The sequence below is a fragment of the Synechococcus sp. J7-Johnson genome (genome assembly GCF_024345795.1).
In the GTDB taxonomy this organism is placed as follows: domain Bacteria; phylum Cyanobacteriota; class Cyanobacteriia; order PCC-6307; family Cyanobiaceae; genus Regnicoccus_A.
On the sequence record NZ_JAGQBU010000014.1, the window covers coordinates 47,171 to 65,201 of the forward strand.

An 18,031-nucleotide genomic window follows, 5' to 3' on the forward strand; every position below is an offset into this window, starting at 1 on the left:
AGATTGGGCTGCTGCGCAACTTGCTAGATGGCGGCCTCCCGGCTCAGTGACGCCCAGAAACAGGAGCTGGTGCAGCGGTGGCGGGCTGGTGAGTCCAGCGCGGCCCTGGCAGACAGCTTCGGCTGCAGCCCCAACACCGTGACCCGAGTGGTGAAGGGTGCCTTCACCCCCGAGCTCTACGAGCAGCTCAAAAAAGAGCGCGGCCGCCCCGCGGAGCTGCTGGATCAGCAGGAGATGCCCCTGCCGCTGGCGCCTGCCATCGCCGATCTTTCTGAAGCAGAACTTTCTGAAGCAGAACTGCCAGAGGTCGAGCTGTCCGAGCCCGAACTGCCAGAGCCCGAACTGCCAGGGGCAGAACTGTTCGAGGCTGAAGCCGACTTCGATCTGGTGGAGATCGAGCCCGACACTGACGAGGACGGCTCCGGCCCCGCTGTGCTGGCGATCGATGACGCTGATGATTTCGGCGAGGATGCCGAGGGCGACGACGTCGAGGTTGACGACGGCGAGAGCGACGACGGCGACGGTGATGACACCGACGCGGAAGGCAATGTGTTCACCATGGTGCCGGTGATGGCGGGCGCCAACCTCAGCTCGGGGCTGCAGCAGGGTTCGGCGGTGGTCTGCCAGCCGCTGGAGAACGCTCCCCTGCCCGCCAGCCTGTACATGCTGGTGGACAAGACGGTGGAGCTGCAGGCTCGCCCCCTCAGTGATTTCCCCGAGCTCGGCGCCCTCCCCGACGACGAACAGGCGCGCCAGGCCCTGGTGGTGTTCGCCAATCCGCGCCAGGCCAAGCGTCAGTGCGGCCGTACCCAGCGGGTGATCAAGATGCCCGACAGCCAGGTGATTCAGCGCACGGCCACCTACCTCGTGGGGCAGGGCATCACCCGGGTGGTGCTGGAAGGTGCGCTCTACGCCCTCCCCGGCGGCTGATCCCGGCGGGGCAGCAACAGGGCGGTGGCGCTGCCGCCGCTGATCACCCCAGCCGCCAGGGCCAGCCCCACCAGGAAGCCGCTGGGCAGGGGGGCGCTGCGGCCGATACCCAGCCGCAGGCTGGGGCGCTCCTCCAGGTTCTGGGCGCCGAGGCAGAGGATCAGCAGCAGCAGCAATCCGCCGCCGAGGCTGGTGAGCAACAGGCGCAGGCGCAGCAGCATGGCCAGGGCGGAGGGGAGTGGGGCAGCTCGGCCTTCAGCATGACCCATCCAGCTCAGGCCCAGCGCAGGCAGCGCCCGCTTTCACTCCGGCTGGTGCAGCAGGGCGTAGAGGCTGCGGCGGGAGAGGCCGGTTTCAGCCGCGAGCTGGCGAGCTGCATCACTGGCGCTCAGGCCTGCGGCCACCTTCTCGCGCAACTCCTGGGTCAGCTCGGCGTCGCTGAGCAGGGGTGGTTGCTCCGGTGCCGCGCCGCCCAGCACCAGGGTGCATTCGCCCCGGGGTGGCACCCGGCGGAAGTGTTCGAGGGCGGCGCTGACGCTGGGCCCGATCTGCTGCTCATGGCGTTTGGTCAGCTCCCGCGCCACCTGCAATGGCCTGTCACCCAGGGTGGTGAGCAGGTCGTCGAGCAGCTCGATCAGCCGGTGGGGTGCCTCGAAGAGCACCAGGGTGCGCTGCTCTGCCGCCAGCTCCTGCAGCCGCTGGCGGCGCAGGCCGGCCTTGGCCGGCAGGAACCCCTCGAAGCAGAAGCGGCCACTGGGCAGGCCGCTGCTCACCAGGGCCGTGGTCACGGCGCAGGGGCCAGGTACGCAGATCACCGCATGGCCGCCGGCGCGGGCGGCCGCCACCAGGACCTCGCCCGGATCGGAGATGCCCGGCAGACCCGCATCGCTGATCACCGCCAGGCTTTCCCCCGCAGCCAGGGCGGCGAGCAGTTCGGGGATACGGGCGGTCTGGTTGTGCTGGTGAAAGCTGAGCAGGCGGCTGCGGATGCCCAGGCCGGCCAGCAGCTGGCCGCTGTGGCGGGTGTCTTCGCAGGCGATCCGGTCGACCCCCTCCAGCACCCGCCGGGCCCGGGGGGAGAGATCGCCGAGGTTGCCGATCGGTGTTCCCACCAGGTACAACACTCCGGCGGCGGGCTCGCTGGCTTGCTCCACAATGCGGCTCTGTCCGACCCTGGCCGTATCCATGATGGCTGCCTCCTGCTGTCTGCCCGCCGGCCTCGATCTGGAGGAGTTGCTGGCGCTGTTGCGGCGCCTCTGCTGGGAGTCGGCGGCGATTCTGAGGGCCTACGCGCGCGGTGAACAGCCCCCCTTCGGCTACGGAGCAGCGCTGAGCGTGGATGAGGGGGGTGAGGGGCCGGTGACGGCGGCCGATCTGGCGGTGAACCAGCACCTGCTCGAGGGTCTCGCCCAGGCCTTCCCAGACGCCCCCTGGACCCTGCTGAGTGAGGAGACCGCCAAGGAGCAGCTCAGCGCTGGGGTGTCCCTGGAGGCCGACTGGCTCTGGATCCTTGACCCGCTGGACGGCACCAGGGATTTCCTGCAGGGCACCGGCGAGTATGCGGTGCATCTGGCGCTGGTGCACCAGCGCCAGCCGGTGCTCGGCGTGGTGCTGCTGCCCGAGAAGGAGGAGCTCTGGTTCGGTCTGGTGGGGGCGGCGGCTGAGGATCTGATCGGGGGTGCCTGGCGAGAGAATCCGGCCGGTGAGCGGTTTGCGCCCCAGCTGAGTGAACGCCGCGAACCGGCTGAGCTGGTGCTGGTGGCCAGCCGCAACCACCGCGACCAGCGGCTGGAGCAGTTGGTGCAGGCCCTGGACCTGGGCTCCTCGCTGGCGGTGGGCAGCGTGGGCTGCAAGGTTGCCACGATCCTGCGCGGTGAAACCGACCTCTACCTCTCGCTCTCGGGCCGCAGCGCCCCCAAGGACTGGGACATGGCGGCACCGGAGGCGGTGCTGCGGGCGGCTGGTGGTGCGTTCAGCCATGCCGATGGCCGCCCCCTCCGGTACAACAACGGCGACGGACTGCAGGCTGGCTGCCTGATCGCCAGCCATGGCCTGTCCCATGCGGAGCTGTGCGAGCGGGCTGCTGCCGCCATGGCGCGGATCGATCCGGGCTTTGTGGTGTGAAGCTCGCCTATGAATGAGTATCAGCAAGCTTGCTGGTAGCAGATAAGACCGCCTGTTGAAAAGCGGGTGATTACGGTTTGATTAATGACCGAGGGCTTTCCATGGCCTGTCACGCGTTTCTGTTTCACCTCGCCCATTCGCCTCCACCCAGCCATCACTCCAGCGTCACCCACTGCGCCAGGGGACGTTCTCACGCCGATGAATCTGCTGATGTCGGTTTCGTTCAAGGCGTCATGCTTTATGGCCTTGGATTGACAATTGTTCTTGTTGCTTGCTTACAGCTCTCCAGCCAGTTCCGGGATCGCCTCACTGAACTGACGCTGCGCACCACTATTCGCCAGCAGTTGCAGATGGCCCAGGTTCAGGGTGGAGCCTCCATTGACAACCCCTCTGCGGGACCGTTCGCTTATACTCTCGAAACCAGCCTGGATAGCTACCGGCTTAAGGCGGTGGGCTTGCCTTCCAGGGACTTTGCCGGGAAAGCCTTGGTTGGCTGTCTGCAGCGTTCATCCGGCCAGATGAGTCTGCAAGAGGGTTTTGATCAGGCTGAGCCGCCAGCCTGTGCTCGTCTGCTGGCTTCTGTCCCATGACCTGGCCTGGGAGGCTGGGATTGAAGCCTGGTTCGTCGCTCGCTAGCGTTGTGGTTCCCTGAGCGCACCAATGCTCGATCCTGCCCTCGAGGTTCTGCAGGCCCAGCAGATCCTCAACCAGTTTCTGGCCGAGCAGGGCCAGCCGGCGTTTGTTGATCCAGCGCTTAACGAGAACTTTCTGGTTGGTCAGGAGATCACCGGCACAGAGGGCAACGACACCCTCACCGGCACCGAGTGCATGGACACGATCCGAGGCCTGGCGGGCGACGACCTGCTGCTGGGCCGTCAGCTGGATGATGTGCTGCGGGGGAACGCTGGCAACGACACCCTGCGCGGTGGAGCCGGCTTCGATTCGCTTTCCGGAGGTCAGGGCGACGACTGGCTCTACGGCGGCGGAGGTGATGATCTCCTAAATGGCAATCGCGGCGATGATCGCCTCTTCGGTGGCCTCGGCGCTGATCGCTTTGCCCTCTCGCGCGGTAATGATCGCATCGAGGATTTCAATGCCGCTGAAGGCGACAAGGTGCTGATTTTCGGCTTCGGCAGCTTTCTTGATTACAGCAATCTGATCGAGTACGACGAAGTGGCTGATGGGGTGGCGATCACCCGGTATGAGCCTTCCACCGATAGCAATGGCCGCTTCATCAGGGATACCGACGGACTGATCGTGCGGGGCGATGTTCTTGGGGTGACCACCGTGGTGGGCGCTGACATCTACGTGTGGGATCCCACGATCGAGCGGACGCTGCAGGATCCGCTCTTCGACCCGAGCCTTCAGATCTTCACCGCTTCTGCCGACCTCTCGAGCTTTAGCGGTGGACTGTTGATCTGAGCGGCATAAGCCAATGTTCAGTCCATAAAAAACCGCCTTCAGCTGAGCTGAAAGCGGTTCGATTGTTGATTACTGGATCAGGCGCACCAAGTTCTGATCAGGCCACCGGCACAGTTTCCTGGGCCACGCCCCGCAGGGTGAGGTTGATGCGGCCGCGGTTGTCGATCTCGCGCACTCGCACGGTCACGGCATCGCCCACCTTGATCACGTCTTCCACCTTCTCGACCCGGGCTTCGGAGAGCTGGGAGATGTGGATCATGCCCTCCTTGCCGGGGAGGATCTCGACGAAGGCACCGATCGGGATGATCCGGGTGACGGAGCCGTTGAACATCTCGCCCTCGCTGATGCGGCGGGTGAGCCCCTCAATGATCTGCTGGGCTTCCTCGGCGGCGGCGCCGTCATGGCTGGCGATCGTGACTATGCCGCCGTCGGCGATGTCGATCTTGGTGTTGGTGCGCTCGGTGATGCCCTTGATCGTGCGGCCGCCGGGACCGATCACGGTGCCGATCAGTTCCGGGTCGATGCGGAAGCTGAGCAGGCGTGGGGCATGGGGGGAGAGCACGTCACGGGGCTTGTCGATCGCTTCGAGCATCTTCTCGAGGATGTGCAGCCGGGCCGGGCGGGCCTGGTTGACGGCCTCAGCGATGGTGCTCACTGCCAGACCGCTGATCTTCATGTCCATCTGCAGGGCGGTGATGCCCTTCTCGGTGCCGGCCACTTTGAAGTCCATGTCACCGAGGAAATCCTCGATGCCCTGGATGTCGGTGAGGATGCGAACCTCATCGCCCTCCTTGATCAGGCCCATGGCGGCGCCGCTCACGGGGGCCTTGAGGGGCACGCCGGCATCCATCAGGGCCAGGGTGCTGCCGCAGACCGAGCCCATTGAGGTGGAGCCGTTGGAGCTGAGGCACTCCGAGACCACCCGCAGCACATAGGGGAAGGACTCCTTGGGAGGAAGCACGGGCACGATCGCCCGCTCGGCGAGGGCGCCGTGGCCCACCTCGCGGCGGCCGGGGGAGCGCATCGGCCGGGTTTCACCGACGGAGTAGGGGGGGAAGTTGTAGTGGTGCAGGTAGGTCTTCTCACCCATGGGGTTGAGATCGTCCATCTCCTGGGCATCGCTGGGGGTGCCGAGGGTGGCGGTGGAGAGCACCTGGGTGAGCCCGCGCTGGAACAGGCCAGAGCCATGCACCCGCTTGGGCAATACGCCCACGGCGGCGCTGATCGGGCGCACCTCATCGAGGTTGCGGCCATCGACCCGCTTGCCATCGGTGAGGATCTGGGCGCGCATCAGCTTCTTGGTGATGCCCTTGTAGGTGTTGCCCAGGGCCTTGCCGGCGGCGGCCACCCGGATGGGGTCGTCGTCGGAGAGGGTGGCGATCTTGCCGGCCACCTCTGCCTTGATGGCATCGAGCTGGCTGTCGCGTTCGGCCTTGGTGAGGGAGAACTGCTTGAGCACCTCACCGATGCCGGCGCCGCATTCCTGCTCCAGGAATGTCGGCAGGGCGGGGTCCTGCACCGGGGCTTCAGGGAACACCTGCTCGATGCCCAGTTCGGTCAGCAGCGTCTGCTGGGCCTTGATCAGTTCACCCACGGCTTCGTAGCCGAACTCGATCGCCTCGATCACGTCCTGCTCGGGCAGCTGGTTGGCGCCCGCTTCCACCATCACCACACCTGACGGGGTGCCGGCCACCACCAGATCCAGCTCGCTGCGCTCGATCTCGCGGTAGCTGGGGTTGAGCACGAAGTCGTCGCCGAGCAGGCCGACGCGCACGGCAGCCATCGGGCCGTTGAAGGGGATCCTGGCCAGCAGGGTGGCGATCGAGGCGCCGGTTACCGCCAGCACATCGGGCGGCACCCGTTCATCCAGCGACAGACAGGTGGCTACCACCTGCAGGTCGTCGCGCAGCCAGGAGGGGAACAGGGGCCGCAGGGGGCGATCGATCAGGCGGGTGGTGAGGATGGCCCGCTCGGGGGGGCGGCCTTCACGGCGGAAGAAGCTGCCGGGGATGCGGCCGGCGGCGTAGAGGCGCTCTTCGTAGTCACAGGTGAGCGGGAGGAAGTCGATCCCTTCGCGGCCCTTGGCGCGGGTGGCCGTGACCAGCACGGAAGTGTCCCCGCATTCGATCAATACCGAACCCCCGGCCTGGGGGGCATACAAGCCTGTGGTCAGCTTGATCTCCCGACCGTCGAAGGAGATCGTCTGAATCTGTCCTGGCACTTCGTCTTATGTTCGTTTTTTATCACTCTCCATTCTCGCATTCGGGCCCGCGGGGGCCTGAATGCACAAAAAAGGGTGGCGCCTGGCCACCCTCGCGGTCATGCAGGCAGAAGCCAGGCCGGATTACCAGCTCGATTTGGTGACGCCGGGCAGCAGACCCTTGTGGGCGCGCTCACGCAGCTGGTTGCGGCAGAGACCGAAATCGCGGTAGACGCCACGGGGCTTGCCGGTGGCCCAGCAGCGGTTGCGCACGCGGGTGGGGGCGCTGTTGCGGGGCAGATTCTGGATCTTGCGGTGGATCTCCAGGCGCTGCATCGGATCGGCAGCCGCTTCGAAGGCAGCCTTGAGGGCCGCGCGCTTGTCGGCGAAGCGAGCCACAATTTTTTTGCGCTTCACATCCCGCGCGATCATCGACTTCTTCGCCATGCGGCTGCTGCACTTCTTTCGGTGAGGGGCAAGCTTAGCGCGTGGGATGGCTGGGGCAAAGATCGGCGAGGGGGCAGCCCGCGCACAGGGGCTTGCGGGCGTTGCAGATGGCGCGGCCATGGAAGATCAGCCGGATCGAGAAGTTCTCCCATTCCGGCTGGGGCACGAGCTTCATCAGGTCGGGCTCGATCCGGCGCGGATCGCTCTGGCGGGTGAGCCCGAGCCGGTTGCTCAGCCGCCGCACATGGGTGTCGACAGTGACGCCGGCGTTGATGCCGAAGGCATGGGCAAGCACCACGTTGGCTGTCTTGCGCGCCACCCCCGGCAGCTCTAGCAGTTCCTCCATCGAGGCCGGCACCGCGCCGCCATGGCGCTCCATCAACAGCTGCGAGGCAGAAACAATGTTCTTCGCCTTGTTGCGGAAGAAGCCGGTGGACTTCACGTAGGGCTCCACCTCGCTGGAGCTAACCGCGGCGGCGGCGGCGGCATCGGGGAAGCGCTCGAACAGGGCCGGGGTGACCAGGTTGACCCGCTCGTCGGTGCACTGGGCCGAGAGCATGGTTGCCACCAGCAGCTCCCAGGGGGTGCGCCAGTTGAGGGAACAGGTGGCGTGGGGGTAGTGGAGCTCCAGGCGCTCCAGGATCAGGGGAGTCCGCTGGCGGGCCGTGGCAAACCGTGGCACCTCAGCGGCCGAGCAGTTGCTGCACCACCGAGAGCTGGCTGGTGTCCTTGACGATCAGCACCACGCTCAGCCCCATCAGCAACAGGAAGCCCGATTGCATGAAGGCCAGCTGCAGGCGCTCGGGCAGGGGGCGGCCACGCAGGCCTTCGAGCAGCAGCAGGGCGAACTGGCCCCCATCGAGCAGGGGCAGGGGCAGGGCATTGAGCACCGCCAGGTTGATCGAGATCAGTGCGGTGAAGATGAACAGGCTGCTGCCGCCCTGGCGGGCCAGGCTGGCGCCCATCTCGACGATCTTGACCGGCCCCGACACCTGGGGAGCGGTTTCACCGAAGTGGGTGACCAGGGCCACGAAGCCATCGACGGTGCGGCGGATCAGCTGCACAAAGACGCGATTGGTCTGAGTGAGCAGTTCCAGGGGCCCTTTGGCGGGGCGGAACACTTCGCTGCCGTTGGGCTGGAGCTGGGCGCCGATACGGCCGATGCCGTCGCGGTCGGAGGGTGTAAGCCGCAGGCTGAGGGCTTCACCGCCGCGCTCTGCTTCGATCAGCAGGGTGCGCTCGGGGGCCTGCTGGATGTCGGCCACCAGATCGACCACGGCCTGTGAGCCGCCACCCACCGGCACACCGCCGAGGCTGAGGATGCGATCACCGGCGATCAGGCCGGAGGCAGCAGCGGCCTGGCCCGGTTGCACCGCGGCCACCAGCACACCGGGGGTGGCGCTGAAGCCCGCGGGCACGCCCACCACCAAGCCCTGACCGAACAGCACAGCCCAGGCCAGAAGCAGGTTGGCGATCACGCCGGCGGCGATCACCAGGGCGCGCTGGGGCAGGGGACGGTTGCGCAGCAGGTCGGGATCGTCGCTGGGGATGCCGCTGTCCTCGTCGTCGTCGGGGAAGGCCACGTAGCCGCCGAGCGGGATCGCCCGCAGGGCGAACTGCACGCCGCGGCGCTGGCGCTGCAGCAGAGCCGGCCCGAAGCCGATCGAGAAGCCGCTGACGCGGATGCCCTGCCAGGTGGCCGCGAAGAAATGGCCGGCTTCGTGCACCACGATCAGGCCCGCCAGGATCGCCAGTGCCGTGAGAACGCCCATTCAGGCTGTGTTGCGCAAGACACCCATTCTGGGGCTTTCAGCCGTGGGGCGTTCGCTTCAGGTTTCGCTGATGAGGCGATCGCAACCCATGTAGGGCACCAGGGCCTGCGGCAAGCGCACGCTGCCGTCGGCCTGCTGGCCGGTTTCGAGCAGGGCGGCCATGGTGCGGCCCACCGCCAGGCCGCTGCCGTTGAGGGTGTGCAGCAGGCGGGTTTTCTTGCCCTCCTTGAAGCGGATCGAGGAGCGCCGCGCCTGGAAATCGCCGCAGGTGCTGCAACTGGAGATCTCCCGATAGGCGCCGGCGCCCGGCAGCCACACCTCCAGATCGAAGGTGCGCGCGGCTGAGAAGCCCAGATCACCGGTGCAGAGCTCGATCACCCGGTAGGGCAGCTCCAGGGCCTGCAGCACCGCTTCAGCGTCGGCGGTGAGCTGGGCGTGGGCCTCGTCCGATTGATCGGGGTGGCAGAACCAGTACAGCTCCACCTTGTTGAACTGGTGCAGGCGGATCAGGCCGCGGGTGTCGCGGCCGTAGGAGCCGGCCTCACGGCGGAAGCAGGGGGTATAGGCGGCGTAGCGCAGGGGCAGCTGCTCGGCGGGGATCAGCTCATCGCGGTGGAAGGAGGTGATCGGCACCTCGGCGGTGGGGGTGAGCCAGAGGTCGTCGTCGGCGCAGCGGAAGCTTTCCTCGGCGAACTTGGGCAGCTGGCCGGAGGCGGTGAGGCTGGCGCTGTTCACCAGGATCGGTGGCAGCACTTCGCGGTAGCCGCGGCGGCTGTGCTGATCGAGCATGAAGCTGATCAGGGCGCGCTCCAGCCGGGCGCCCTGGCCAAGCAGGGTCACGAAGCGGCTCTGGGCGATGCGCACCGAGCGCTCGCTGTCGATCAGGCCGAGACGTTCGGCGATCTGCCAGTGCTCCTCGAGCGGCGCTTGATCGACAAGCGGCAGGCGGGGTGTGCCCCAGCGGCGTCGCTCGACGTTCTCGGCTTCGCCGGCACCCGCGGGGCAGAGGGGGGAGGGGAGATTGGGGAAGGCGAGCAGCTGCTCGCGCAGGCGGGCTTCAAGGGCTTTCTCCTCCTCCTCGAGCACCGCCACCTGCTGCTTGATGGTGTTGCCCCGGTCACGCAGGGTCTGCACATCGGGGCTGTGGGGGGCTTCACCTGCTCGGATCAGCTCGCCCACCTGGCGGCCGATGCGGTTGCCCTCGGCCTGCAGATCGCTGCGCTGCTGCTCGAGATCACGCTCATGGCGGGCGATCAACTGCAGGGCCGAGAGATCGAGAGCCATGCCTCGACGCCCGAGCTGCTCAACGATCAGCTCGGGGTTGTCGCGCAGCAGGCGCTGATCCAGCACGGCTCCAGGTGCAAAGGCGCGTGCAGCCTACGGACTGATGCTGGAGCAGGCCGCGTGGGAAGGCCTCAGAGCACCTGCACCACTTCACTCACCTCGGGGATCGATTCGCGCAGCTTGCGCTCGATGCCCATCTTGAGAGTCATGGTGCTGCTGGGGCAGGAGCCGCAGGCGCCCTGCAGCCGCACTTTCACGATCGGCCCGTCGATTTCGACGATTTCGACGTTGCCGCCGTCGGCCATCAGGTAGGGGCGCAGCTCATCTAGCACCCGCTCGACGTTCTCGATCGTGAGGGCGCGGGGGTCATTGACGGTGTCGGTGCTCATGGTGTCTCGGGGAGATGGTTTGACTTTAGAGAGGTCTCCTGACGGGCGTCTGGTTTCAATAGTGGTAGCGCAGCTGAGCGATCAGAAGATCGCCCGCTTCGATGCGGTAGACGATCCGGTGTTCGCCATCGATTCGCCGCGACCACCAGCCCGCCAGGGCGTGCTTCAGCGGCTCGGGTTTGCCAATGCCGCTGAAGGGCTCACGGCGGATCGCTTCGACCAGTTGGTTGATGCGTTGTTGCATCTTGCGGTCATGCTCCTGCCAGTGGAGGTAGTCCTTCCAAGCCTTGGGAGCAAAGATCAGTCGCACGAGAGGAGTTCGTGGACCTCGCCGTCGCCGGCGCCCAGGGCGGCAATGGATTCCAGCAGTTGCCGGGCATTGGCGGGGGAGCGCAGCAGGTGGGCGGTCTCTTCCATGGCTTTGAAATCATCGAGAGACAGCATCACCACGGCGGGCTCCCCACGACGCGTGATGATCAGGGGCTCATGGTCGTCGCAGACCTGTCGCATGGTCTGAGCCAGGTTCGCCCTGGCGGCTGTGTAAGACATGGCATCCATGCCAAACCTGAGCTTCCTGTACGCATTACTGTACGTCGCATTGTGGATCTGGTGGCGATGTCGGTTTGAGGCCCGTCACCGTTGGTCCACAGCCAGCCTTGGTGGGTCCGGCGCTGGGCCCCAGCCCCCTGATTCCTAGGATTGGTCCACTGGCTTCCCTGAACGGGCTTTCTCTACGCAATGACCGACGTTCCCGTTTCACGGATCCGCAACTTCTGCATCATTGCCCACATCGACCACGGCAAATCGACCCTGGCCGATCGGTTGCTGCAGGACACCGGCACCGTGGCGGCGCGCGACATGCAGGCCCAGTTCCTCGACAACATGGAACTTGAGCGGGAGCGGGGGATCACGATCAAGCTCCAGGCCGCCCGCATGGAGTACACAGCGGCCGACGGCGAGCGCTACATCCTCAACCTGATCGACACGCCGGGCCATGTGGACTTTTCCTATGAGGTGAGCCGCAGCCTGCAGGCCTGTGAGGGCGCGCTGCTGGTGGTGGATGCCAGCCAGGGGGTGGAGGCGCAGACGCTGGCGAATGTGTACCTGGCGCTGGAGAATGATCTGGAGATCATTCCGGTGCTGAACAAGATCGATCTGCCCGGCGCTGATCCTGAGCGCATCAAGGAGGAGATCGAAGCCATCATCGGCCTCGACACCTCCAAAGCGATCGCCTGCTCCGCCAAGACTGGCCTGGGCATTCCCGAGATCCTCGAAGCGGTGGTGGAGCGGGTGCCGCCGCCGGCGGATCTGGTGGATGAGCCGCTGCGGGCGCTGATCTTCGATTCCTATTACGACCCCTACCGGGGTGTGATCGTCTATTTCCGGGTGATCAGCGGTGTGATCGCTCGCAAGGACAAGGTGCTGCTGATGGCCAGCGGCAAGATCGTGGAGCTCGATGAGGTGGGCGTGATGGCGCCCGACCAGCGCCAGGTGCCAAGCCTGCATGCCGGTGAGGTGGGCTACATGGCGGCCTCGATCAAGGCGGTGGCTGATGCCCGGGTGGGCGACACGATCACCCTGGCCGCCAATCCGGCGGCGGAGCCGCTGCCGGGTTATGCCGAAGCCAAACCGATGGTGTTCTGCGGCCTGTTTCCCACTGACGCCGATCAGTACCCCGATCTGCGCGACGCGCTCGACAAGCTGCAGCTATCCGATGCGGCGTTGAAGTATGAGCCGGAAACCAGCAGCGCCATGGGCTTCGGCTTCCGCTGCGGCTTCCTCGGGTTGCTGCACATGGAAATCGTGCAGGAGCGGCTGGAGCGCGAGTACGACCTCGACCTGATCGTGACGGCGCCGTCAGTGATCTATCAGGTGAATATGATCGACGGCAGCACCTTGATGGTGGACAATCCCGCCACCCTGCCGGATCCGCAGAAGCGTGAATCGATCGAGGAGCCCTACGTGAAGCTGGAGATCTACACGCCCAACAGCTATAATGGCGCCCTGATGGAGCTGTGCCAGGAGCGGCGAGGTGAGTTCATCGACATGAAGTACATCACCACCGACCGGGTGACGCTGCACTATGAGATGCCACTCGCGGAAGTGGTGACGGATTTCTTCGATCAGATGAAGAGCCGCACCAAGGGCTATGCCTCGATGGAATACAGCCTGATCGGCTATCGCAAGAATGAACTGGTGCGCCTCGATGTGCTCATCAACAGCGAGAAGGCCGATCCGCTCACCACGATCGTGCACCGCGACAAGGCCTACAACGTGGGCAAGGGGCTGGTGGAGAAGCTTAAGGAGCTGATCCCCAGGCAGCAGTTCAAGATTCCGATCCAGGCCTCGATCGGCAGCCGCATCATCGCCAGCGAAAGCATCAGCGCCATCCGCAAGGATGTGCTGGCCAAGTGCTACGGCGGCGACATCTCCCGCAAGAAGAAGTTGCTTAAAAAGCAGGCCAAGGGCAAGAAGCGCATGAAGGCGATGGGCAAGGTGGATGTGCCCCAGGAAGCCTTCATGGCGGTGCTGAAGCTGAATCAGTAGGAGCGGGGCGGCGCGGTTCGCCAGCACCTGGAACTGTTCGGAGGTGATCGCCCCCAGCCGCAGACTTTTCAAACCCGCGTTCAGCAGTTCCACCAGCACCAGGTCTGGTGCCAGTTGCAGGGTGCCGGATTCAGCGGCTGTCCCGTTCCTCGCGGATCAGGCCCGCGACGTCAAGGCTGCGGTCTGCGGCCGGTGTGGTGGCCCGCAGGCGAGCCAGCTCACCGCGAAGGGATTCTTCCTGCCGGGCTGTGTCGGTGAGGAGGTTGCGCAGGCTCTGCTCCAGGGAGAGGCCCTGAGCCCGGGCGCGGGCCCTGAGCGCGGTCACCACCTGATCATCCAGCTGCCTGTTCGGCGACGATTAGGTAGGCGGCCGCCTTAGTAGTTGACATCGGGCAAGCTGCCGAATCAGGAGCTGCGCCATGGTGCTTCTGGGATTGCTTATCGACTACTGGCAGCGACGTTGTTGCGATTCCATGGCACCCGCCAATGCGCCAGCGAAGCTCATTGCAACCAAAACGGTTGCAGAATGGTTGCAGCGTTGATGAACTGGTGGCTGCCATGGCAAAGAGCCTCACCATCAAGAACCTGCCGGACGCACTCCACGCCCGCCTGGCAGCTGCGGCCAGGCAGCATCGCCGCAGCCTCAACAGCGAGGCGATCGTGTGCCTGGAAGCTGGGCTGACGCTGGCACCAGCCGGGGCGGAGGAACGGCTGACGGCCATTCGTGCACTACGCGAGACCTTGCCGCGCAATGGTTTTGCCCCCGCCGACAGCGACGCGTTCAAGCGTGAGGGCCGCCCGTGATCGCTGTGGACACCAACGTGGTGGCCTATCTGCTGCTGCCCGGCCCGCAGACAGCACAGGCGGAAGCCTTGCTGATCGATCAACCCAACTGGGCGGCTCCGCCGTTGTGGCGTAGCCAATGGCGCAACGTGCTGAGCGGATACCAGCGGCGAGGCGACCTGAGCCTCGATCAAGTGCTCAGCCTGCAGCAGCAGGCAGAAGACCTGGTGATTCGCCATGAGGAACCGGTGTGTTCTGACGCTGTGCTCCGGCTGGCGGCCACCAGTGGCTGCAGCGCTTACGACTGTGAGTTCGTGGTCGCTGCTCAACAGTTGGGCATACCGCTGATCACGGCGGACGGCGCTGTGCTGAGAGCTTTCCCTGATCTGGCCCATCCCCTGCCTCAGGCCACCTCCTGAATCAGCAGGGCTTGCGGCCTGGCCTGAACGATCTCATTACAGTTGGGTTCTGCAGGCGAACTGTTGATGACGCTGGCACCTCCAAGCCCAACGCCTGGCGTGCAGCCGCTGCAGCTGCCCTGGGACCTACGGCTCAACGCTGATCAGTTCGAGCTGGTGTGTCAGGCCAATCCCGATGCGGTGCTTGAACTGGCGGCCAATGGTCAACTCATCGTCATGACCCTTACGGGAAGCGAAACCGGCGCCCGCAATAACGAGCTCTCCTTCCAGCTCGAGCTCTTTGCCAAGGCCTCTGGAGGTTGGCAGGGGTTCGATAGCTCCACCGGATTTCGCCTGCCCGATGGCTCGGTGCTGAGCCCCGATGCCTCCCTGGTGCGCCTAGATCGGTGGCAGGCTCTCACCCCCGAGCAGCGCCGTGGCTTTGCGCCCCTCTGCCCGGATCTGGTGGTGGAACTGGCCAGCGCGTCCGACGAAGGGCCCCGTGGCGTGAGTGCGCTCCGCCAGAAGATGGACGCCTACCAGGCCAATGGGGCGCAGCTGGGCTGGTTGTTGCTGCCCGAGGAGAGGGCCGTGGAGATCTGGCGCGTTGGGGCCGCCTCCACCCCTGAGCGCCTCGACGATGCCAAAACTTTGGATGGAGGAGAACTGTTCCCTGGCCTGGTGGTGGATCTGGCTCCGATCTGGGACGTTTGAGAGGGCCTGTTTCATGCCACAGCGATCATTGAATGGGTCCGTGCTGCGCTGGCCCAGTTCCGAGAGCGTGCTTGAGGCGGCAGGGCAGTGGGCTAAGCGCCAGGCAGCGGTCCAACCGGAGCTGGAGGCGGTGGGTGTCTTCGGCTCCTACGGGCGCGGCGATGCCGGTGTGGGCAGCGACCTGGATCTGCTGCTGGTGCTGCGGCAGTGCGAGCTGCCGATCTGGGAACGCCTGCGCCCCTGGGACACGGCCGATCTTCCGCTGGCTACCGATCTGCTCGTGTACAGCCGCCGGGAGTGGGAGAGCCTCCCCCAGTGGAACCCGAAGCTGGCGGCAACGCTTCAGCGCGACCTGCGCTGGCTGATCGCTCCGTCGCCGCTGGCGGCAACGCTGAATCAGTAGGCGACCACAAATACATGCGGATCTGGCGACGCAATCGCCAGATCGGCTGCGTTTTTGGCGGCGATAGGGCGATTCTTCAAGGAGCCAGCGGGCAGCTTCTTCCTGTTCGGGCCGCGCGGGACGGGGAAGTCAACCTGGCTGCGCCAGACCCAGACCCAGACAGAGGCGCTCTGGCTTGATCTTCTCGATCCAGAGGCGCTGCTCTGAGCACGTGCAACGTTTATTGAAGCCATCGTCCAGGCCCGGCTGAATCGGGAAGCAATCACTCACTGGCTGGGAACGCTGGGGGAGTTGTTGCTGAAGGGGGCCGCCAATGGTGCCTCGATCTGTCTGTTTGTCTCGCCTGGGGGCGGTGCCTCTTGCCCGGCCGGGGGGGCAGGCGCCTGACGCTGGCTTTGTCCTGCCGCTGTCGCTCGGCGCGGCGTTGATGCTGCTGCTCACGAGCCTGTCGGTGCAGACGGCGGCGCTGCAGGGATCGGCCCTGGCGGCGGCTGAACTGAAGCAACGCCAGCAGGAGGATGCGCTGGATTCAGCGGCGCAGCGGGTGGCGGCCCAGCTGAGCGGTGCCTATGCCTGCCTGCTGCCGCAGGCTTCCGCGGACTGGGTGATGCCGGTGGCTGGCTGTGCGCCGGGGCTGAATCCGGCGATGGTGGCGGCGGGCCAGGTGGGGGAGAACGACTACCGGGTGGTGGGCTGGACACCGGCTCTGGGTGGTAAAGCGGCGCGGCCCGGTGAGCTGCGGCTGGAGCTGAGCGATGCAGGCAGCCAGCGGCTCTATGCGTTGGCGGTGGTGCCCGGCGACGGGGCGCCGCTGGTGCGCAGCGTGCGGGGGCTGGGGCGATGAATCTGGTGGAGGTGATGGTGGCGGCGGTGGTGTTCGGCCTGGCGGCCAATGCCTCGGCACAGTTGTGGGGGTCGAGTGCGCTCTGGAGCCAGCGCGCCGAGCAGCGGCAGGAGCTGATGCGCCGCCTTGATGCCGACCTGCTGCGGCGGGAGCATGGACTGCGCCGGGCAGCCCTGGCGGTGGCACCAGCGGCGGATTGCGCAGTGGCGGGCGATTGGCTGGAGGCCCAGCTGCAGGCGGCTGCCACGGAGCTGCCGGCGGGGGTGACGGCCACGCTGCAGCGCGAGGAGGACAACGGGGCCGGCGGACTCTGGCTGGTGCTGCGCAGTGAGCATCAGGCGATCGAGCGGCGGCGGTTGTTCATGGCGGCGGCCCATGGGCTGTGCCAGCCGCTGGCCACCGACACGGAGCTGGGGGCATGAGGAGCCTGAACAACTGCAGCCCGAGCACTTGGGCTGGCTTCACGCTGCCGGAGCTGCTGGTGGGGATCACGGTGCTGGGGATTCTGGCGGCGATGGCGCTGCTGGCCGGGGGCGAAACCCTGGCGACACAGCGAGTCGAGGCCGCCACCAGGCGGCTGGCGCAGGGCATCGAGCGGGGCCGCGCCCAGGCGGCGGAGCAGGGGCAGCCCTGCGCGATGAGCCTGGGTGCCACGGGCTGGGAGGCGCCGGGCAGCGGCGGATCGCCTGCTGCCTGCGGCCAGGGCCTCCGCAGCCTTGATGAAGGGGTGGGCAACGGAGCGGTGCAGGTGCGCCACAACCTGCCGGAGGCAGTGCGCTTCAGCAGTAACGGCCTGGTGCTGGATGGCGGCACGGTGGTGCTCAGCAGTGAGGGCACCGAACTGCGCCGCTGCCTGGTGATGGCCCTGCCGCTGGGGGTAGTGCGGCTGGGCCGCTATGGCGGCGCTGAGGGTGGGGCACCAGATAGCAGCGCCTGCCGGCCGGACCCTGCGTTATGAGAGCGATGGCAAGGCAACTTTTGCGATCGTCGCCAGCTTCTGTGTCGGGATTCGGACTGGTGGAACTGCTGCTGGCGATGGCCCTGGGGCTGATGGTCTGCGGCGGCATGATCCAGGCACTGGTGGGGGAGGGGCAGAACGCCCAGCGCTTCAGCTGGATGGTGCGGGAGCGGGCGCACCAGCGGCGGGCGATGACGCTTATCCGCGACGACCTGGAGCGGGCCAGGGCGGTGGTGGGTGCTGCGGATGCGCCGGATGCGGTGAGCTGCGGACTGGCGGGGCGCACGCCGGTGCTGCAGCTGCGGGTGCCGGTGAGCACGGGAGAGGCCACGATCACCTACTCGGTGGGAGCAGCACCGAGCGGCATCTGGCGGGGCCGGGTGTTGATGCGCTGCGGACCGGCCTATCGGCTCGATGGATCGGTGAATCCGGCCAGCACCTTCCAGAGCCTGGTGGTGCTCGATGGCCTCGCGGGCGACCCCACCCCCTGGAGCGGCTGCGGCCAGCTGAGCGGCGGCCAGGTGCTGAACAGCTCAGCTGCGCTGCCCTTCTCGGCCTGCCTTGATCCGGTGAGTGGGCTGGTGGCGATGCGGCTGGAGCAAAGCTCGGCCGCGGCCAACGGCCCCGTGCGGCGGGTGCGCAGCGAGGCGGTGGCTGGGGCGGGGTGAGGGACTACGCCCACTCGTTAGGGAACCCCTGAAAAACCCGCTAAAATCAATCCAGATCCAAGTCTGAGACTGGAACGGATGGCCGCCCCTCTCCAGCTGGGCTTCACGGACTACGAACAGATCTACGCCAAGAAACGAACGCGTCGCC

At 66.3% G+C, this 18,031-nt stretch carries 24 protein-coding genes; 13 read left to right on the plus strand and 11 right to left on the minus strand.

The annotated features are described in order from the left end of the window. Positions 1-27: 27 nt before the first annotated feature. On the plus strand, positions 28-930 hold the full coding sequence (locus KBY93_RS09005; RefSeq protein ID WP_255093979.1) for a hypothetical protein: 903 nt from the start codon (positions 28-30) through the stop codon (positions 928-930). Here the strand turns inward: KBY93_RS09005 and KBY93_RS09010 are convergent. Both KBY93_RS09010 and rsmI read right to left on the minus strand, forming a co-directional pair. Next, positions 909-1,151: a hypothetical protein gene (locus tag KBY93_RS09010; RefSeq protein ID WP_197167440.1), complete on the minus strand. Its 243-nt coding sequence runs from the start codon at positions 1,149-1,151 to the stop codon at positions 909-911. The genes KBY93_RS09005 and KBY93_RS09010 overlap by 22 nt on opposite strands. 81 nt (positions 1,152-1,232) lie before the next feature. After that, positions 1,233-2,117: a 16S rRNA (cytidine(1402)-2'-O)-methyltransferase gene (gene rsmI / locus KBY93_RS09015; RefSeq protein WP_255093980.1), complete on the minus strand. Its 885-nt coding sequence runs from the start codon at positions 2,115-2,117 to the stop codon at positions 1,233-1,235. On the opposite strand from rsmI, the gene KBY93_RS09020 reads away from it, so the two are divergent. From KBY93_RS09020 to KBY93_RS09030, 3 genes are all read left to right on the plus strand, one after another. Then, positions 2,116-3,054: a 3'(2'),5'-bisphosphate nucleotidase CysQ gene (locus KBY93_RS09020; protein WP_255093981.1), complete on the plus strand. Its 939-nt coding sequence runs from the start codon at positions 2,116-2,118 to the stop codon at positions 3,052-3,054. The genes rsmI and KBY93_RS09020 overlap by 2 nt on opposite strands. A 101-nt stretch (positions 3,055-3,155) precedes the next feature. Further along, positions 3,156-3,644 carry a hypothetical protein gene (locus KBY93_RS09025; protein WP_255093982.1) on the plus strand — a complete coding sequence of 163 codons (489 nt, stop codon included), beginning with the start codon at positions 3,156-3,158 and terminating at the stop codon, positions 3,642-3,644. Positions 3,645-3,714: 70 nt separating this feature from the next. After that, on the plus strand, positions 3,715-4,476 hold the full coding sequence (locus tag KBY93_RS09030; protein ID WP_255093984.1) for a calcium-binding protein: 762 nt from the start codon (positions 3,715-3,717) through the stop codon (positions 4,474-4,476). Between the two features lie 97 nt (positions 4,477-4,573). Here the strand turns inward: KBY93_RS09030 and KBY93_RS09035 are convergent, their stop codons facing one another. From KBY93_RS09035 to KBY93_RS09070, 8 genes are all read right to left on the minus strand, one after another. Continuing rightward, positions 4,574-6,697, minus strand: a complete 2,124-nt coding sequence (locus KBY93_RS09035) for a polyribonucleotide nucleotidyltransferase (RefSeq protein WP_255093986.1) — start codon at positions 6,695-6,697, stop codon at positions 4,574-4,576. 123 nt (positions 6,698-6,820) lie between these two features. Then, entirely contained in the window at positions 6,821-7,123 is a 303-nt protein-coding gene (gene rpsN / locus KBY93_RS09040; RefSeq protein ID WP_255093988.1) for a 30S ribosomal protein S14, read from the minus strand. 34 nt (positions 7,124-7,157) lie between these two features. Continuing rightward, entirely contained in the window at positions 7,158-7,805 is a 648-nt protein-coding gene (nth, locus tag KBY93_RS09045; protein WP_255093989.1) for an endonuclease III, read from the minus strand. 1 nt (position 7,806) lies between these two features. Then, on the minus strand, positions 7,807-8,895 hold the full coding sequence (gene rseP, locus KBY93_RS09050) for an RIP metalloprotease RseP (protein WP_255093990.1): 1,089 nt from the start codon (positions 8,893-8,895) through the stop codon (positions 7,807-7,809). 57 nt (positions 8,896-8,952) lie between these two features. Further along, positions 8,953-10,245, minus strand: coding sequence for a serine--tRNA ligase (gene serS / locus KBY93_RS09055; protein WP_255093991.1), 1,293 nt, complete (start codon positions 10,243-10,245; stop codon positions 8,953-8,955). Between the two features lie 65 nt (positions 10,246-10,310). Next, a complete protein-coding gene (locus tag KBY93_RS09060) occupies positions 10,311-10,568 on the minus strand; it encodes a NifU family protein (RefSeq protein WP_255093992.1) in 258 nt (85 codons plus the stop codon). A 55-nt stretch (positions 10,569-10,623) separates the two neighbouring features. Beyond that, positions 10,624-10,878: a Txe/YoeB family addiction module toxin gene (locus KBY93_RS09065; protein WP_255093994.1), complete on the minus strand. Its 255-nt coding sequence runs from the start codon at positions 10,876-10,878 to the stop codon at positions 10,624-10,626. Beyond that, a complete protein-coding gene (locus KBY93_RS09070) occupies positions 10,869-11,117 on the minus strand; it encodes a type II toxin-antitoxin system Phd/YefM family antitoxin (protein WP_255093995.1) in 249 nt (82 codons plus the stop codon). Before KBY93_RS09070 ends, KBY93_RS09065 begins: the two co-directional genes overlap by 10 nt. A gap of 189 nt (positions 11,118-11,306) precedes the next feature. On the opposite strand from KBY93_RS09070, the gene lepA reads away from it, so the two are divergent. After that, the gene (gene lepA / locus KBY93_RS09075; protein WP_255093996.1) at positions 11,307-13,115 is read left to right on the plus strand and encodes a translation elongation factor 4; all 1,809 of its coding nucleotides are present in this window, start codon (positions 11,307-11,309) and stop codon (positions 13,113-13,115) included. A gap of 130 nt (positions 13,116-13,245) precedes the next feature. Here the strand turns inward: lepA and KBY93_RS09080 are convergent, their stop codons facing one another. Then, the gene (locus KBY93_RS09080) at positions 13,246-13,455 is read right to left on the minus strand and encodes a FitA-like ribbon-helix-helix domain-containing protein (RefSeq protein WP_399222899.1); all 210 of its coding nucleotides are present in this window, start codon (positions 13,453-13,455) and stop codon (positions 13,246-13,248) included. A 218-nt stretch (positions 13,456-13,673) separates the two neighbouring features. On the opposite strand from KBY93_RS09080, the gene KBY93_RS09085 reads away from it, so the two are divergent. The 8 genes from KBY93_RS09085 (at position 13,674) to KBY93_RS09120 (ending at position 17,883) form a co-directional block, all read left to right on the plus strand. Continuing rightward, complete coding sequence (locus KBY93_RS09085) at positions 13,674-13,919, plus strand: FitA-like ribbon-helix-helix domain-containing protein (RefSeq protein ID WP_255093999.1); 246 nt, start codon at positions 13,674-13,676, stop codon at positions 13,917-13,919. Next, positions 13,916-14,317, plus strand: a complete 402-nt coding sequence (locus KBY93_RS09090) for a type II toxin-antitoxin system VapC family toxin (protein WP_255094000.1) — start codon at positions 13,916-13,918, stop codon at positions 14,315-14,317. The genes KBY93_RS09085 and KBY93_RS09090 overlap by 4 nt, the downstream gene beginning before the upstream one ends. 66 nt (positions 14,318-14,383) lie before the next feature. Beyond that, entirely contained in the window at positions 14,384-15,010 is a 627-nt protein-coding gene (locus tag KBY93_RS09095) for a Uma2 family endonuclease (protein ID WP_255094001.1), read from the plus strand. Positions 15,011-15,050: 40 nt separating this feature from the next. Then, positions 15,051-15,413, plus strand: a complete 363-nt coding sequence (locus tag KBY93_RS09100) for a nucleotidyltransferase domain-containing protein (RefSeq protein WP_255094003.1) — start codon at positions 15,051-15,053, stop codon at positions 15,411-15,413. Between the two features lie 427 nt (positions 15,414-15,840). After that, a complete protein-coding gene (locus KBY93_RS09105; protein WP_255094005.1) occupies positions 15,841-16,257 on the plus strand; it encodes a hypothetical protein in 417 nt (138 codons plus the stop codon). Continuing rightward, on the plus strand, positions 16,254-16,679 hold the full coding sequence (locus KBY93_RS09110) for a hypothetical protein (RefSeq protein ID WP_255094007.1): 426 nt from the start codon (positions 16,254-16,256) through the stop codon (positions 16,677-16,679). The genes KBY93_RS09105 and KBY93_RS09110 overlap by 4 nt, the downstream gene beginning before the upstream one ends. Continuing rightward, on the plus strand, positions 16,676-17,215 hold the full coding sequence (locus tag KBY93_RS09115; protein ID WP_255094008.1) for a GspH/FimT family pseudopilin: 540 nt from the start codon (positions 16,676-16,678) through the stop codon (positions 17,213-17,215). Before KBY93_RS09110 ends, KBY93_RS09115 begins: the two co-directional genes overlap by 4 nt. Positions 17,216-17,256: 41 nt before the next feature. Beyond that, the gene (locus tag KBY93_RS09120; protein ID WP_255094009.1) at positions 17,257-17,883 is read left to right on the plus strand and encodes a hypothetical protein; all 627 of its coding nucleotides are present in this window, start codon (positions 17,257-17,259) and stop codon (positions 17,881-17,883) included. Positions 17,884-18,031: the final 148 nt, after the last annotated feature.

Excerpts from the sequence above, each read along its gene's own strand:
- rpsN (WP_255093988.1), bottom strand. The coding sequence starts at position 7,123 with ATGGCGAAGAAGTCGATGATCGCGCGGGATGTGAAGCGCAAAAAAATT.
- KBY93_RS09020 (WP_255093981.1), top strand. The coding sequence starts at position 2,116 with ATGATGGCTGCCTCCTGCTGTCTGCCCGCCGGCCTCGATCTGGAGGAG.
- KBY93_RS09010 (WP_197167440.1), bottom strand. The coding sequence starts at position 1,151 with ATGCTGCTGCGCCTGCGCCTGTTGCTCACCAGCCTCGGCGGCGGATTG.
- KBY93_RS09115 (WP_255094008.1), top strand. The coding sequence starts at position 16,676 with ATGAGGAGCCTGAACAACTGCAGCCCGAGCACTTGGGCTGGCTTCACG.
- KBY93_RS09085 (WP_255093999.1), top strand. The coding sequence starts at position 13,674 with ATGGCAAAGAGCCTCACCATCAAGAACCTGCCGGACGCACTCCACGCC.
- KBY93_RS09105 (WP_255094005.1), top strand. The coding sequence starts at position 15,841 with ATGCTGCTGCTCACGAGCCTGTCGGTGCAGACGGCGGCGCTGCAGGGA.
- rsmI (WP_255093980.1), bottom strand. The coding sequence starts at position 2,117 with ATGGATACGGCCAGGGTCGGACAGAGCCGCATTGTGGAGCAAGCCAGC.
- KBY93_RS09070 (WP_255093995.1), bottom strand. The coding sequence starts at position 11,117 with ATGTCTTACACAGCCGCCAGGGCGAACCTGGCTCAGACCATGCGACAG.
- rseP (WP_255093990.1), bottom strand. The coding sequence starts at position 8,895 with ATGGGCGTTCTCACGGCACTGGCGATCCTGGCGGGCCTGATCGTGGTG.
- KBY93_RS09095 (WP_255094001.1), top strand. The coding sequence starts at position 14,384 with ATGACGCTGGCACCTCCAAGCCCAACGCCTGGCGTGCAGCCGCTGCAG.
- KBY93_RS09110 (WP_255094007.1), top strand. The coding sequence starts at position 16,254 with ATGAATCTGGTGGAGGTGATGGTGGCGGCGGTGGTGTTCGGCCTGGCG.
- KBY93_RS09025 (WP_255093982.1), top strand. The coding sequence starts at position 3,156 with ATGGCCTGTCACGCGTTTCTGTTTCACCTCGCCCATTCGCCTCCACCC.
- KBY93_RS09030 (WP_255093984.1), top strand. The coding sequence starts at position 3,715 with ATGCTCGATCCTGCCCTCGAGGTTCTGCAGGCCCAGCAGATCCTCAAC.
- KBY93_RS09060 (WP_255093992.1), bottom strand. The coding sequence starts at position 10,568 with ATGAGCACCGACACCGTCAATGACCCCCGCGCCCTCACGATCGAGAAC.
- lepA (WP_255093996.1), top strand. The coding sequence starts at position 11,307 with ATGACCGACGTTCCCGTTTCACGGATCCGCAACTTCTGCATCATTGCC.
- KBY93_RS09005 (WP_255093979.1), top strand. The coding sequence starts at position 28 with ATGGCGGCCTCCCGGCTCAGTGACGCCCAGAAACAGGAGCTGGTGCAG.